Here is a 14,492-nt window from a genome sequence, read left to right on the forward strand (position 1 = left end):
TTATCTGGTCACTCCTTCGGGGCGGGCTTGGCGACCTTCACGGTCTCCTGCCCGACCTCGTCGGCGGCCAGAGCCTCGGCGTCCGGGCCGCTCGGGGCGGCCGAACCGGCGGAACCGGTGAAGCTCTTCTTGAACTCCTCCACCGCGTCGACGATGACCTTCTCGCCGTCGGCCGACAGCTTGCCGGTCTCGACGATCTCCTTGAGCGTGGTCTCGTGCGAGCGACGCATGTGAGCGCGGAACTCGGCCTCGAAGCGGCGCACGTCGCCGACCGCCACGGAGTCGAGGTGACCCTTGGTGGCGATGAACAGCGTCAGGACCTCTTCCTCGACCGGGAGCGGCTCGCCCTGGCCCTGCTTGAGGACCTCCATCAGGCGGGCACCGCGGTCCAGCTGGGCCTTGGAAGCGGCGTCCAGATCGGAGGCGAAGGCCGAGAAGGCCTCCAGCTCGCGGTACTGGGCCAGGTCCAGACGCAGCGAACCGGTGACGCCCTTCATCGCCTTGATCTGCGCGGAACCACCGACACGCGACACCGAGATACCGACGTCGATGGCGGGGCGCTGACCGGCGTTGAACATGTCCGACTGCAGGAAGCACTGGCCGTCGGTGATCGAGATGACGTTGGTCGGGATGTAGGCCGACACGTCGTTGGCCTTGGTCTCGATGATCGGCAGACCGGTCATCGAACCCGCGCCCAGCTCGTCCGACAGCTTCGCGCAGCGCTCCAGCAGACGCGAGTGCAGGTAGAAGACGTCACCCGGGTAGGCCTCGCGGCCCGGCGGACGACGCAGCAGCAGCGAGATCGCTCGGTACGCCTCGGCCTGCTTGGTGAGGTCGTCGAAGATGATCAGGACGTGCTTGCCCTGGTACATCCAGTGCTGGCCGATGGCCGAACCGGTGTACGGGGCCAGCCACTTCAGACCCGGGGAGTCCGAGGCGGGGGCGGCGACGATGGTGGTGTAGTCCATCGCGCCGGCTTCCTCGAGGGACCGCTTCACACCGGCGATCGTGGAGCCCTTCTGGCCGATCGCGACGTAGATGCAGCGGACCTGCTTGGCCGGGTCGCCCGACTCCCAGTTCTGCTTCTGGTTGATGATCGTGTCGACGGCGACCGTGGTCTTGCCCGTCTTGCGGTCACCGATGATCAGCTGACGCTGACCCCGACCGACCGGGGTCATCGAGTCGATGGCCTTGATGCCGGTCTGCATCGGCTCGCCGACGCCCTGCCGCTGCACGACCGTGGCGGCCTGCAGCTCCAGCGGGCGGTGCTCCTCGGCGACGATGTCGCCGAGACCGTCGATGGCCTCGCCCAGGGGGTTCACGACGCGGCCGAGGAAGTTGTCGCCGACCGGGGTCGACAGGACCTGGCCGGTCCGCTTGACCTCCTGGCCCTCCTCGATCTTGTCGGACTCACCCAGGATGACCGCGCCGATCTCCTGAGCCTCCAGGTTCATCGCGACACCGTAGATGCCGCCGGGGAACTCCAGCAGCTCCTCGGTCATGACCGAAGGCAGGCCCTCGACATGGGCGATGCCGTCACCGGTCTCGGTGACGACCCCGACCTCCTCGCGGCTGACCTCCGGGGAGTAGCTGGAGACGTAATTCTCGATCGCACTGCGGATCTCGTCCGACGAGATCGTCAGCTCCGCCATGTCTCGTTCCTGCCCTCGGTTAGTTCTTGGAAGGGAGTTGGTGTTGCGCGCCGCGCGCCCGGCTCGGTCAAGCCGGGGCGCGGCGTCGGCATCAGTCGGCCAGGTCGCGCCGCAGCGTCTGCAGGCGTCCCGTCACGCTGCCGTCGATGACCTCGTCACCGACCTTGATCAGCAGCCCGCCCTCGACACCGGGATCGATCTCCAGGTGCAGAGCGATCGGACGGGCGTAGATCCGCTGCAGGGTGCGCGACAACCGGTCCTGCTGTTCCGCGCTGAGCGGGAAAGCGGATCGGATGTGCGCCACCGAGCGTTCCCGGCGCTTCGCCGACAGCTCGGCCAGCTCTTCCAGCCCCTCGCTGACCCGCCGACCGCGCGGCCGGGCCACGAGCTGCCGGACCAGTTCGAGGGTGACCGGTTCGACCTTGCCCTCGATGAGCCGATCCAGCACGGCGGTCTTGGCCGCCGGGTCCCCGGAGGGATCCGACAGCAAGCGCTCCAGATCCACCTCGGAGCCGATGATCCGGCCCAGGCGGAACAGCTCGTCCTCGACGGCGTCGAGGCGACCTGCCCGCTCGGCCTGCACCAGCAGCGCGGTGCGGGCCAGCTGCTCCAGACCGCCGACGAGGTCGTTCGGGCTGGACCAGCGGGCGCGGACGGCTTCGACGATCACCGGAAGCGCCCGGGCGCCGACCTTGGTCTCCAGCAACCCGCGGGCCAGGTTCTCCCTGGACTGCGCGTCGGTGGAGGCATCGGCGAGCGCCCGCCGCAGCGTGGACTCACGGCCCAGCAGAGCGGCCACGCCGAACAGCTCGTCGGCGAGCCCGGTGATCTCCGCAGCCTGAGCCCCGTCAGTGGCCTGCAGCAACTGCAGCTGGCTGGCTGCCATCGCCTCACGGCTCGCGGCGTTCACGAGGGTGCTCAACTCTCAGCGCCTTTCACTAGATTCAGGGCTTGGCCGACTCGGCCGGGGCCGAGGTCGCGTCCAGCTCGTCGAGGAACCGGTCCACGGTTCCGCGACGACGCGCCTCGTCCTCCAGGGACTCGCCGACCACCCGGCTGGCCAGGTCGACCGCCTGACGTCCCAGATCGGCACGCAGCTCGGCGACGATCTGCGCCCGCTGGTGCGTCAGCTGGGCCTGACCCTGGCTGACGATGCGGTCCGACTCGGTCTGAGCCTGAGCGCGCATCTCCTCCAGGATCTGCTGCCCTTCGGCACGGGCGTCGTCGCGAATGCGTGCGGCCTCGGCGCGGGCCTCGGCCAGCTGCGACTTGTACTGCTCGAGGGTCCGCTGAGCCTCGGCCTGCGCGGCCTCGGCCTTCGCGATGCCGCCCTCGATCCGCTCGCTGCGCTCCGCGTAGATCTTTTCGAAGCGCGGGACCGCGAACTTCCAGAGCACGAACAGCAGCAGCAGGAACGCGATCAGACCGACCACGATCTCCGCGGGCTCCGGGATGATCGGGTTGTGCTCGCCTTCAGCGGCCAGCAGCATCTGGGTCTTCACCACAACGTCTCCCAACGCGTTGAGCCGTCAGATGATCAGGCAGCCGACGCGATGAAGTAGACGACCAGACCGATCAGCGCCAGCACCTCGACCAGAACGAAGGAGATCCAGGCGATGCCCTGCAGCTGACCCTGGGCCTCCGGCTGGCGGGCGGTGCCGTTGATGACCGCGGCCCAGATCAGGCCGACGCCGATGCCCGGGCCGACGGCGCCGAGGCCGTAGCCGATCGCGGCGAGACCGGGGTTGATGCTGCCCGCAGCCTCAGCGGCCTGCGCGAGAACGATGTTGCTCACTTTCACTACCTTTCACTCGGTCCGCTTTATCTGGGCGGATCGACAGGTCCTTTTTCGGATCGGAAAGTCTTTGTCGTCGCCCGGTTTTTATTTGTGTCGGGCCCTCAGTGGCCTTCGGCCAGTGCCGCACCGATGAAGTTGGCGGTCAGCAAGGCGAAGATGTAGGCCTGAAGCACCTGGATCAGGGCTTCGACAAAGGTCAGGGCGATAGCGAAGGCGAACGCCACCACGGAGATGGGCTTGAACGCCGCGCCCGCCTCGAGGAGCAGGTACTCACCGCCGAGCGTGAACACCAGCAGGATCAGGTGCCCGGCGAACATCGCGGCGAAAACTCGGACCGCCAGAGCGGCCGGCTGCGCGATGAACTTCTGCAGGAACTCGATCGGCGCCAGCAGGATGTAGATCGGCTTCGGAACCCCGGGCGGGAACATGATGTGCTTGAAGTAGCCCAGGAAGCCGTGCCGAGCGAATCCGACCCCGTGGAACACCAGGTACACCACGGCCGCCAGCGCGATCGGGAAACCGATCTTGGACATCGTGGGGAACTGGATGATCGGGATGATGCCGAAGAGGTTGTTCACCAGGACGAACGTGAACAGCGCGAAGATCAGCGGCACGAAAGGACGGAAGTCCTTGGCACCGATCTGCTCCCGGGCGATCTTGTTCCTGCTGAACTCGTAGGCGAACTCGGCCACGAACTGACCCTTGCCCGGAACCAGCTTCAGGTTTCGGGTGGCGATCAGGAAGTAGGCGCCCACGATGATCGCCGAAGCGATGACGAGAACCATCGGCTTGGTGACTCCGCCGGCGATCGGCGGGAGGAAAAAGCTATCGGCGCCCGGCGGCTGGAATGTTCCGCCTTCGGCCAGCATCAGCGCGCCCAACTGGGCTCCTTCCGGTTCTCCCGGCCGAACTTCACTCTTCCGGGGGAATCGTCACGTTTTGCACTTAACGTACCTGATACGCGATCCGGCACGCGGAGGGGCCCACCCCACCTAGTGGTGTCTCAAGGGCCGGCCTCCTGGTGCCCTTCAACCCGCTGTGCAGGGAAGGCTTGCGGTTCAGACCTTACCAGCGGGTACGTAGCCAACCGACATGCTGGTCGGCTACCCCTGCGATTCCACCCATCCGCAGGGCCGGATTACGCCGTGAGAACGGTTCAGTTACCCGGAATGATGGTCGGGATCCTGGTGCGTTTGAAGGCCACGACCTCCGCACCGGCCCACACCATCACGGTGGCCAGCATGGTGAACGCCAGCGACTCCCGGTGAATGGCGTCGACGCCTCCCAGCAGCGTCATCACCACCAGCAGCACCAGCATCTTGCCCACGTATCCACCCAATGCGACAACCATCACAAACTGCGGGTTCATGCCTCCGGAGAACCGCATCAGCCAGATGGTCAGCAGCGAGGACCCGAAGGCCACGACCCCGCCGATCAGCGCCCCGACCAGCCCGGGAACACCGACCAGCACCGTCGCCACGATCGCCCCGACGACCACGGTGGCCGCACCCGGCCACACGGCGGTGCGCAGCATCGCCGAGGCCAACCTGCGCACGACCTCGGCGTGCGGGTTCACCGGCTCGGCCTGCACGGCCTGCTCGCCGGTGGCGGGCTCGGATGCTTCGCTCATCAGGACTCTCGATCGGCTCGGGTTCGCATGCGCGGAATCAACGAGATGATAGCGGCCAGCAGGACGACCAGTCCCACGACCCAGCCGACCACCCACGTGTTGAACAGCGTCAACGACACCGCGCCGAAGGCGATCACGGCCGCCCACAGGTACATCAGCAGGACCGCGCGGCGCTGCGAATGACCGATCTCCAGCAGCCGGTGGTGCAGGTGCATCTTGTCGGCGTGGAAGGGGCTCTTGCCCGCCTTCGTCCGCCGCACCACCGCCATGATCAGGTCCAGCAGCGGGACGAACAGCACCGCGGCCACCACCAGCAGCGGCGACAGCAGCGCGATCGTGTCGCCCGGCCCGGAACCGGTGTAGATGATGCGGCCGGACGCCGAGGTGCTCGCCGTGGCCAGCATCAGGCCGATCAACATCGACCCCGAGTCACCCATGAAGATCTTCGCGGGCTGGAAGTTGTGCGGCAGGAAGCCCAGGCAGGCACCGGCGATGGCGGCCGCGATCAGCGCCGGCGGGTAGGCGTTGACGTCGCCGTTCTGCCGGTCCAGCACGCTCAGGCAGAACACGAACGTCGCCGCAGCCGAGATCAGCCCGATGCCCGAGGCCAGCCCGTCGAGGCCGTCGACGAAGTTCATCGCGTTGATCATCGCCACGACCAGCAGCACCGTCAGCAGCTGCCCCTGGTTGCTGCCCAGCACCAGCAGCTGGCCCACGTGCCCGTCGGAGCCGCCCCACGGCACCCAGAACACGAACCACTGCACGCCGCCGAGCACCAGGATCCCGGCCGCGGTGACCTGACCGGCGAGCTTGGTCAGCGAGTCCAGCTCGAACCGGTCGTCGAGCGCGCCCACCAGCACGATCAACCCGCCCGCGATGAGCACGGCGAGGGAATCCCTGGAGTAGCTGAACCCGCGGGACAGCGCGGGCAGGTTCGCGGCCAGGAAGATCGCGGCCAGCACGCCGCCGTACATCGCCACGCCGCCCATCCGCGGCATCGGCTTGACGTGCACGTCCCGGACCCGCGGGTAGGCGACCGCGCCCACCCGGATGGCCAGCAACCGGACCAGACCGGTCAGCAGGAAGGTCGTGACGGCCGCCGTGAGCAGGACCAGCAGGTACTCACGAGCGGGCAGTCCGACCGGGGCGAAGGGTGCGTAGTCCATGCCGGTGGCTCACCCGCGCTGCGGCGCGCGGTCGAAGTCCAGCCCCCAGAACGGAGTAATCAAACCCGGCGCTCCTCGTCGCTTGAGAATCGCGGTCCCGCCGGCGTCGCCGCGGCGCCTGGCACCCGCGCGGCGAGACCGCCGCCCGCCCCGACCGGGACGGCAGGTCCGCACTGTTACAGGCCTAACGCTATCGATCGCGCCACCGGGACCGTTCACCGGTCCGCTTCGAGCTCCACGCCCAGCACGTCGGACAGCTCCGCCCTGCTCACAGCGCCGTCGCGGAGGATCCGCGGCGTGCCCTGGGTCAGGTCGACGATGGTCGAGGCCACCGGCTCCCCCGACGGCCCGCCGTCGAGGTACACCTGGACCCGGTCGCCGAGCTGCTCCTCGGCCTCGGTGACGTTGCCGGCAGGCGGCTGACCGGTGAAGTTGGCGCTGGAGACGGCCATCGGGCCGACCTCGCGCAGCAGGTCGAGGGCGACCGGGTGCAGCGGCATCCGCAGGTTCACGGTGCCCCGGGTCTCGCCCAGGTTCCAGTTCAGTGACGGTGCCTGCGGCAGCACGAGCGACAGCCCGCCCGGCCAGAACGCCTCGATGAGCGCTCGCGCCTGCTCCGGGACCGACATGACCAGGCCGTCCACCGTGGACCAGGAACCGACCAGGACCGGCACCGGCATGTCCGGGCCCCTGCCCTTCGCCGCCAGCAGCGACCGCACGGCCTCGGCGTCGAAGGCGTCTGCGCCGATGCCGTAGACCGTGTCGGTCGGCAGCACGACGAGCCCGCCCGCGCGGACCGCGTTCGCCGCGGCGGCCAGTCCCGCCTTGCGCTTGTCCTGACTGCTGCAGTCAAAAACGGTGCTCACACCACGAATCCTGACACGCCACGCCGAGACACCTGCGGGTGGTGCACCAGATCACCGTCGGGGGCATCCTGACTAGTAACGCCGGAGCATCGGCCCGAGATCAATTCGGGTGTGGCCGTGGACGTGGAACGAACCCGGCCTCCCACGCGTCTGCCGGACACGGGCGCCGATCGAGCACAGAAATGAGGAGAACGCTGATGACCGCCCCACCCCAGGGTGTCGAGGTCGACCAGATCGAATTCCCGGCCGGCAAGGTCCGCTACTACAAGGCGGGAACCGACGGACCGCCGATCGTCCTGCTGCACGGAGGCGGCCCCGACAACGCCCTGCTCAGCTGGCGCCACACCATCGGCGCCCTCGCCCCCGACCACCGCGTCTACGCCCCCGACCTGCCCGGTCAGGGAGGCAGCACCGAGTGGCGCGGCCGCGGCAACCAGCGCACCTTCGAAGAGGTCCTGCGCTGGCTGCTCGACGCCTGGCAGGTCCCGCAGGCGATCCTGGTCGGCCTGTCGATGGGCGGCAGCATCGCGACCGGCTTCACGCTGCGCCACCCCCAGCGGGTCCGCGCGCTCGCCCTCGTCGACAGCACCGGCGTGCAGCACCGCATGCCGCACCACCTGCTGACCTACCTGCTGATGCGCACCGACCTGACCGGCCGGGTCGCCGCCAAGCTGCTGCGCGGCAACCGCGCCCTGGTGCGCACCGCCCTGAACAAGGTGTTCTTCGCCGACTCGACGTCGGTGCCCGACCTGGACGCGGTCGTCGAGGAGGTCAGCGCCGAGGCCCGCGTCCGCCGCTCGGTGTTCGCCGACTGGCACGCCGACGCCATCAACCGGCGCTCGATGAGCATCAACCACCTGCCGCAGCTCAACCGGATCACCTGCCCGGTCACGGTCGTCCACGGCGAGAAGGACGCCCTCGTCCCGGTCGCCTCCGCCCAGGCGGTGGCCGGAGCGATCCCCGGCGCCCAGCTGCGGATCATGCAGCAGGCCGGTCACTGGCCCAACCGGGAACGCCCCACGGAGTTCAACGCCCTGCTCCGCGAGTTCGTCAACGCGCTCAACGCCCCGCCCCCGGCGGCACCGCCGGCCTCGGCCCCGCAGCGCGATGCGACCGCCGAGGCCCCCACGCAGCGCATGAAGGTCCCCGCCACCCCGCAGGACGACGGGCCCGGCGCCGACGCCGAGACCCAGATGATGAAGATCGGCACGTCCGCGTCCGAGGACGTGAAGTCGCAGGAGCGGTCCGAGGAGTCCCCCGACAAGCCCGAGAACACCTCGAAGACCACCGAGACGACCGACGAGGCGTCGGAGAGCACCGCTGCCCCCTCAGACGAGGGCGGCGATGACAGGAAGGCGACCACCGACGCACCGACCCGCTTCATCAAGCTCGACTCCACGCCGAAGGACGGAGACGACGCACCGGAGGATTCCGAAACGGCCCAGGACGCAGCAACGGCCGGAGAGCCCGAGACGGCGCAGGAACCCGAGACGGCGCAGGAACCCGAGACGGCCGAGAAGACGGAGCCGAAGCAGGAGACCGGGTCGACCGACGAAGCCGAGTCGTCCGAGAAGGCCGCCACCGAACCGGCCGCCACCGACACCTCGGATGGCGACGACACCTCGGATGGCGACGACAGCGACAGCGGCACCGAGGCCGCCGCCGACGACACCGGTTCGGACGCGGACACCAGCGGCACCGACGCGAAAACTCCCACCGCCGACGACGAGACGGACGCCCCCGAGGAAACCGAGAAGCCGAAGAAGACCGACTCGAAGAGCACCGACGACAAGCCCGTGACCTGAGCAAGGGAACCTTTCGCGCACCACCGGCGCTCGCTTCGCGACCTTCACCGCCACGACGCCCGGCCGTGCGCGAAAGGTTCCCCTCCTCCGCGCGAGCAGGGGAACCTCCCTGTCACTCCGGCTCGGTGCGGCGGGCGGTGGCGAAGCGGGGGCGACCGGCGAGGTCGGGGTGTTCCCGCACGTCGGTGAGGACCCTGCGGGCGCGCAGGAGAGCGGGCACCGAGCCGCCGTGGGTGTCGTCGTGCTCGATCGCCACTCCGCCCCCCGGCTTGAGCAGGCGGGCCGCGCATGCCACCACGTGGCGGACGACGTCGAGACCGTCGCGGCCGCCGAAGACCGCCTCGTGCGGGTCGTGGTTGCGGACCTCGGGCGGGACCGGCGTGCCGTCCGGCACGTACGGCGGGTTGCAGACGACCAGGTCGACGAGGCCCTCGAGCTCCATGAACAGCATCGGGTCGGTGACATCGCCCGAGTACAGGGCGATCGGGCTGTCGCCGGACTCCGCTCGCCGCTCGGCGTTGCGCCGGGCCCACGACAGCGCGGTGGGGTCCTTCTCGACCGCGTGCACCGCGGCGTCCGGCCGGGCGTGCGCCAAGGCGAGCGCGAGCGCACCCGATCCCGTGCACAGGTCGACGATCACGGGCTTGTCGATGTCCTCGATGACGCCCGCTCCCCATTCGAGGAGCAGCTCGGTCTCCGGGCGGGGCACGAACACGCCCGGCCCCACTTCGAGGTTCACCTCTCCCAGGAAGGCCTGCCCGGTCAGGTGCTGCAGCGGGACCCGCGCGGCACGGCGGCGCACCAGGTCCTGCAGCGCCTGCACGACCGGCGGGTCGACCAGCGGCACCATCATCAGCTTGGTGCGCTCGACGCCGAGCAGGTGCGCGGCGAGCAGCTCGGCGTCGGTGCGCGGGCTCCCCACGCCCGCCGCCGTGAGAGTGCGCTCGGCCTCCAGGATGGCCAGGCGCAAGGGCTGTCGGGTCACGTCGGTCAGCTTAGAGCGCGAGGCGCTCGTTGCGATCCGCAGCCAGCAGCGCGTCGAGCACCGCTTCCAGGTCGCCGTCGAGAACGTGATCGAGGTTGTACGCCTTGTAGTTGACCCGGTGATCGGAGATGCGGTTCTCCGGGAAGTTGTAGGTGCGGATGCGCTCGGAGCGGTCGACCGTGCGGACCTGGCTGCGGCGGGTCTCCGACGCCTCCCGCTCGGCCTCCTCCTCCGCGGCGGCCTGCAGGCGCGCCTTGAGCACCTGGATGGCGCGCAACTTGTTCTGCAGCTGCGACTTCTCGTTCTGGCAGGACACCACGATGCCGGTCGGCAGGTGGGTGATGCGCACCGCCGAGTCGGTGGTGTTCACGCTCTGCCCACCGGGCCCGGACGACCGGTAGACGTCGATGCGCAGGTCCTTCTCCTCGACCTCCACCTCGACCTCTTCGGGCTCGGGGTAGACCAGGACGCCGGCGGCGGAGGTGTGCACGCGGCCCTGGGACTCGGTGACCGGGACGCGCTGCACGCGGTGCACGCCGCCCTCGAACTTCATCTTCGCCCACACGCCGTCGGGGCTGTTGTCGCCGGACTTGGCCTTGAGCGCGACGGTGGCGTCCTTGTAGCCGCCGAGGTCGGACTCGGTGGAGTCGAGGATCTCGGCCCGCCAGCCCTGGCGCTCGGCGAACCGCAGGTACATGCGCAGCAGGTCGCCCGCGAACAGCGCGGATTCCTCGCCGCCCTCACCGGACTTGACCTCGAGGACCACGTCGGAGCCGTCGTGCGGGTCGCGGGGCAGCAGCAGCTCGGTGAGCTTGTCCTCCAGCTCGGGGACGCGCTCGGCGAGCCGCTCGGCCTCCTCGGCGAAGCCCTCGTCCTCGGTGGCGAGCTCGCGCGCGGTCTCCAGGTCGGAGCGCGTCTCGTCGAGTTCGCGGGAGGTGCGGATGATCGGGGTGAGCTCGGCGTAGCGGCGGCCGAGCTTGCGGGCGTTCGCCTGGTCGACGTGCACGCTCGGGTCGGCCAGCCGCTTCTCCAGATCGTCGTACTCGGCCAGCAGACCTTCGAGCTTCGATGTCTCCACGGGGCGACCCTTTTCCTGACGGCTTGAAGTCGGTCTCGGCGCGGCCGCCCCGGTCGAGACGGCCCTCACGCAATGACGGCGCCCGCCCTCGCGCGTGGGAGCGGAGGGCGGGCGCCGTCGGCGCAGCTACTTCTTGCGCTTGCCGTACCGGGCCTCGAAGCGGGCCACGCGACCACCGGTGTCCAGGATCTTCTGCTTGCCCGTGTAGAACGGGTGGCAGTTCGAGCAGACCTCAACGGTGATCTGACCGCTCTTGCGGGTGCTGTGGGTGGTGAAGCTGTTGCCACAACCGCAGTTGACCTGCGTCACCACGTACTCGGGGTGGATGCCACTCTTCAACGGCTTTTCCTCTCGACTTGGCCGCCGGGTCCACGCGCACATCGCGACGTGGTGAACCGGGACCGGAACCAGCCTTCGATTGTGCCAGACCACGGCACGCGACCTGCAACGCAGGTGTTCGGAGCAGTATTCCCGGCGCCGTTCGTCGCAGCTGCGCGACCGCCCGGCGCATCGGAGCAACCGTCCGGCGAGACCGGGTCGTGCCCCGGATGCAGAACTCCGTGAACACCGTTCATCATCTTCCCGTGTCGTTCTGCGCTGCCCTGGGAAGGCTCACGGTCCGGTCGTGGGTGTCACTCCCCCTGCTCTTCTTGGGCTGCGCCACCGGTGTGGCGGCGCTCATCGACCTGATGCTGCAGACCGACCCGACGCTGGCGGGCGACCTGTCGCTGTCAGCTCCCCTGCTGTTCGGCTTCGCGGGTGGCCTGGCCCTGTTCAGCGCCGGCCACGTGCAGTGGAGCTTCCGCTGGCAGCGCTTGAGCCTGCGCGTCGCCTACCCGCTGGCGATGCTCGTGTGCGCGATCGCGATGGATGCGCTCACGCTCCCGATGAGCGCGGCGCTGATCATCGGCCCGATCGCCGCGCTGCTGCTCGCGGCGCTGCTGGTTCGCGCCCACCACGCCCGCGACGAGGCCGACTGCCTCGCCTCCTGAACCGCCCCTGACCGGCGCAAGGGAACCTTCCTGCCAACCACCGCCCGAGGGGAACCGCCCAAGGGCCCCTTCCTGCTGCGCCCGCCCGCGCTGCAGTGAGCAGGGGAACCTTCCTGTCACCGCCGGACCGCAAAAAGGGCCCGCACCTCTCGGGTGCGGGCCCTGTTCTGCGGGAGGGACGGGTCAGTCGTCGTCCTTGCCCGGGGTGTTCTTGGCGACCTGCATCAGGAACTCGATGTTGGTGCGCGACTTGCGCAGCCGGTCCTGCAGGAGTTCCAGCGCCTGCTGCGCGTCGAGGGCGGCGAGCACCCGGCGCAGCTTGTGGGTCACGGCCAGCTCGTCGGGCGAGAGCAGGATCTCGTCCTTGCGGGTGCTGGAGGAGTCGACATCGACCGCCGGGAACAGCCGCTTGTCGGCGAGCTTGCGGTCCAGCTTGAGCTCCGCGTTACCGGTGCCCTTGAACTCCTCGAAGATGACCGTGTCCATCGTCGAACCGGTCTCGACCAGCGCCGTGGCGAAGATCGTCAGCGAGCCGCCGTTCTCGATGTTGCGGGCCGCGCCCAGGAACCGCTTCGGCGGGTACAGGGCGGTGGAGTCCACACCACCGGACAGGATGCGCCCGGACGCCGGGGCCGCCAGGTTGTAGGCGCGGCCCAGACGGGTGATCGAGTCCAGCAGCACGACGACGTCGTGCCCCATCTCCACCAGGCGCTTGGCGCGCTCGATGGACAGCTCGGCGACCGTGGTGTGGTCCGACGGCGGGCGGTCGAAGGTGGAGGCGATGACCTCACCCTTGACCGAGCGCTGCATGTCGGTGACCTCTTCCGGACGCTCGTCGGCCAGGACGACCATCAGGTGGCACTCGGGGTTGTTCGTGGTGATCGCGTTGGCGATCGCCTGCAGCACCATCGTCTTACCTGCCTTGGGCGGCGAGACGATGAGCGCGCGCTGCCCCTTGCCGACGGGCATCACCAGGTCGATGATCCGGCCGGTGAGGTTCTGCGGCTCGGTCTCCAAGCGCAGGCGCTCGTTCGGGTACAGCGGCGTCAGCTTGTGGAACTCGGAGCGGCTCTTGGCGGCTTCGGGCTCCAGGCCGTTGATGGAGTCCACCCGCACCAGCGGGTTGAACTTCTGGCGCTGCTGCTCGCCCTCGCGGGGCTGGCGGATGACGCCCTTGATGGCGTCGCCGCGGCGCAGCCCGTACTTGCGGACCAGCGACAGCGAGACGTAGACGTCGTTGGGTCCGGCGAGGTAGCCGGAGGTGCGCACGAACGCGTAGTTCTCCAGCACGTCGAGGATGCCGGCGACGGGCAGCAGCACGTCGTCCTCGCGGACCTCCGGCTCGCCGCCCTCGCCGCGACCGCGGTTGCGGCGGCGGTCGCGGAAGCGACGTCCCCGGCCCCTGCCGCGGCCCTCGTCGTCATCGTCCTGCCGGTTGTCGCGGTCCTGACGGTCCTGGCGGTTGTCCCGGTTGTTGTCCCGGTCCTGCCGGTTGTCGCCGCGGTCCTGGCGGTTGTCGGACTTGCGCTCGGCGTTGCCGCCGCCGCGCTGGTCCTCGGCACCGCCCGACTCGGTGCTCGCGTTGTTGCGCCCGTTGGAACGGCGACGGCGGTTGTTGCCGCGGCGGTTGTCGTCCTCGCCGCCGCTGTCGCCGGACTGCCGACGGGTGCGGGTGCGCGTGGCGGCGGAGCCGTTGTTGTTCGACCCGTTCCCGGCCGACCCGCTCGCGGTCGACCCGCTTCCGGTCGACTCCGCCGCGGTGTCGCGCGAAGCGTTGTCGCCCTCGTTGGTGGTGCTGTCGAGGGTCTGCTGGCTGGCCTTGGCGGGGGATTCTTCGCTGCGCACCTGCGCCTTCTTCGCGGTCGAGCGGGTGCGCGGCGCAGTGCTGCCGCTCCCCTGCTTCTCCTTGATCGCGGCGATCAGGTCGCCCTTGCGAAGGCCGCCGGTCTCGATCCCCAGTTCCCCCGCGAGTTGGCGCAGCTCGGCAAGAACCATGCCGGAAAGCCCGCCGCGTCGCCGCGGAGTGCCGTTGGCCTCGGCATCCTGCTGGCCAGCAGATGAGGTGCCGTTGGCGGCCTCGCTGCTCAACAGTTCGGTGTTGCTCACGAATGTCCTTCCTGACCGGATCGCGCCTCCTACGCGACCCAGCGGATTGCCCGCCCGCTCGTTTGAGTGCGGACGGCCGGTATGTGCTACCAGCCCTGTCGCCGGTCGGATTCGCCCCTCGGACGCAGCATTACCGACTTCGACGTTGGCTCGGGGAACCAGCAGCACCGGGCAGTGGGAGGCACCCGGCTCGCGTGGTCCATGTGCGACGCATCCACTCCGATCCACACGTGCCGATGCACGTCCTGCCGCCTCATTCCAGGAATCCCCGACTCTCGGATTGCCCCGGTGGTGAACCGGGAAACTTCGGGTTCCGGGTCGGCGTCATGGTCACCTTGAGAGGCCACACCGTGGAACTTAAGGCCCCCACCCCGACATCGGCAACGGATTGGCGCCGATGATCCCGAAGCGAAC

The 14,492-nt window shown here is 69.3% G+C and carries 14 protein-coding genes; 2 read left to right on the forward strand and 12 right to left on the reverse strand.

Features of this window, described 5'->3' with window-relative positions:
- Positions 1–8 precede the first annotated feature (8 nt).
- The 8 genes from atpA to QFW96_RS08820 form a co-directional block, all read right to left on the reverse strand.
- Positions 9–1,652, reverse strand: a complete 1,644-nt coding sequence (gene atpA, locus QFW96_RS08785) for a F0F1 ATP synthase subunit alpha (RefSeq protein ID WP_281455049.1) — start codon at positions 1,650–1,652, stop codon at positions 9–11.
- Between the two features lie 91 nt (positions 1,653–1,743).
- The gene (locus tag QFW96_RS08790; RefSeq protein WP_281455050.1) at positions 1,744–2,574 is read right to left on the reverse strand and encodes a F0F1 ATP synthase subunit delta; all 831 of its coding nucleotides are present in this window, start codon (positions 2,572–2,574) and stop codon (positions 1,744–1,746) included.
- A gap of 22 nt (positions 2,575–2,596) precedes the next feature.
- On the reverse strand, positions 2,597–3,154 hold the full coding sequence (locus QFW96_RS08795; protein ID WP_093414614.1) for a F0F1 ATP synthase subunit B: 558 nt from the start codon (positions 3,152–3,154) through the stop codon (positions 2,597–2,599).
- Between the two features lie 35 nt (positions 3,155–3,189).
- Positions 3,190–3,447: an ATP synthase subunit c family protein gene (locus tag QFW96_RS08800; protein ID WP_029534827.1), complete on the reverse strand. Its 258-nt coding sequence runs from the start codon at positions 3,445–3,447 to the stop codon at positions 3,190–3,192.
- A 104-nt stretch (positions 3,448–3,551) separates the two neighbouring features.
- Positions 3,552–4,331: a F0F1 ATP synthase subunit A gene (atpB, locus tag QFW96_RS08805; RefSeq protein ID WP_281455051.1), complete on the reverse strand. Its 780-nt coding sequence runs from the start codon at positions 4,329–4,331 to the stop codon at positions 3,552–3,554.
- Between the two features lie 275 nt (positions 4,332–4,606).
- Entirely contained in the window at positions 4,607–5,080 is a 474-nt protein-coding gene (locus tag QFW96_RS08810) for a Cg1360 family ATP-synthase-associated protein (RefSeq protein WP_281455052.1), read from the reverse strand.
- Entirely contained in the window at positions 5,080–6,246 is a 1,167-nt protein-coding gene (locus tag QFW96_RS08815) for a glycosyltransferase family 4 protein (RefSeq protein ID WP_281455053.1), read from the reverse strand. The genes QFW96_RS08810 and QFW96_RS08815 overlap by 1 nt, the downstream gene beginning before the upstream one ends.
- A 215-nt stretch (positions 6,247–6,461) precedes the next feature.
- Positions 6,462–7,112 (reverse strand): L-threonylcarbamoyladenylate synthase, encoded by a 651-nt coding sequence (locus QFW96_RS08820; protein ID WP_281455054.1) that lies wholly within the window; start codon positions 7,110–7,112, stop codon positions 6,462–6,464.
- A gap of 197 nt (positions 7,113–7,309) precedes the next feature.
- Between QFW96_RS08820 and QFW96_RS08825 the strand changes: the two genes are divergently transcribed.
- Positions 7,310–8,917 carry an alpha/beta fold hydrolase gene (locus QFW96_RS08825; RefSeq protein ID WP_281455055.1) on the forward strand — a complete coding sequence of 536 codons (1,608 nt, stop codon included), beginning with the start codon at positions 7,310–7,312 and terminating at the stop codon, positions 8,915–8,917.
- A 112-nt stretch (positions 8,918–9,029) separates the two neighbouring features.
- Here the strand turns inward: QFW96_RS08825 and prmC are convergent, their stop codons facing one another.
- The 3 genes from prmC to rpmE form a co-directional block, all read right to left on the reverse strand.
- Positions 9,030–9,902: a peptide chain release factor N(5)-glutamine methyltransferase gene (gene prmC / locus QFW96_RS08830; RefSeq protein ID WP_281455056.1), complete on the reverse strand. Its 873-nt coding sequence runs from the start codon at positions 9,900–9,902 to the stop codon at positions 9,030–9,032.
- 10 nt (positions 9,903–9,912) lie between these two features.
- A complete protein-coding gene (prfA, locus tag QFW96_RS08835; RefSeq protein ID WP_281455057.1) occupies positions 9,913–10,980 on the reverse strand; it encodes a peptide chain release factor 1 in 1,068 nt (355 codons plus the stop codon).
- Positions 10,981–11,106: 126 nt separating this feature from the next.
- The gene (gene rpmE, locus QFW96_RS08840; RefSeq protein WP_093413636.1) at positions 11,107–11,319 is read right to left on the reverse strand and encodes a 50S ribosomal protein L31; all 213 of its coding nucleotides are present in this window, start codon (positions 11,317–11,319) and stop codon (positions 11,107–11,109) included.
- Between the two features lie 245 nt (positions 11,320–11,564).
- Between rpmE and QFW96_RS08845 the strand changes: the two genes are divergently transcribed.
- Positions 11,565–11,972, forward strand: coding sequence for a hypothetical protein (locus QFW96_RS08845; RefSeq protein WP_281455058.1), 408 nt, complete (start codon positions 11,565–11,567; stop codon positions 11,970–11,972).
- 183 nt (positions 11,973–12,155) lie between these two features.
- On the opposite strand, the gene rho is transcribed toward QFW96_RS08845, so the two are convergent.
- Positions 12,156–14,078, reverse strand: coding sequence for a transcription termination factor Rho (rho, locus tag QFW96_RS08850; protein ID WP_281455059.1), 1,923 nt, complete (start codon positions 14,076–14,078; stop codon positions 12,156–12,158).
- Positions 14,079–14,492: the final 414 nt, after the last annotated feature.

The sequence above is a fragment of the Saccharopolyspora ipomoeae genome, from assembly GCF_029952525.1.
Classification (GTDB): Bacteria; Actinomycetota; Actinomycetes; order Mycobacteriales; family Pseudonocardiaceae; genus Saccharopolyspora; species Saccharopolyspora ipomoeae.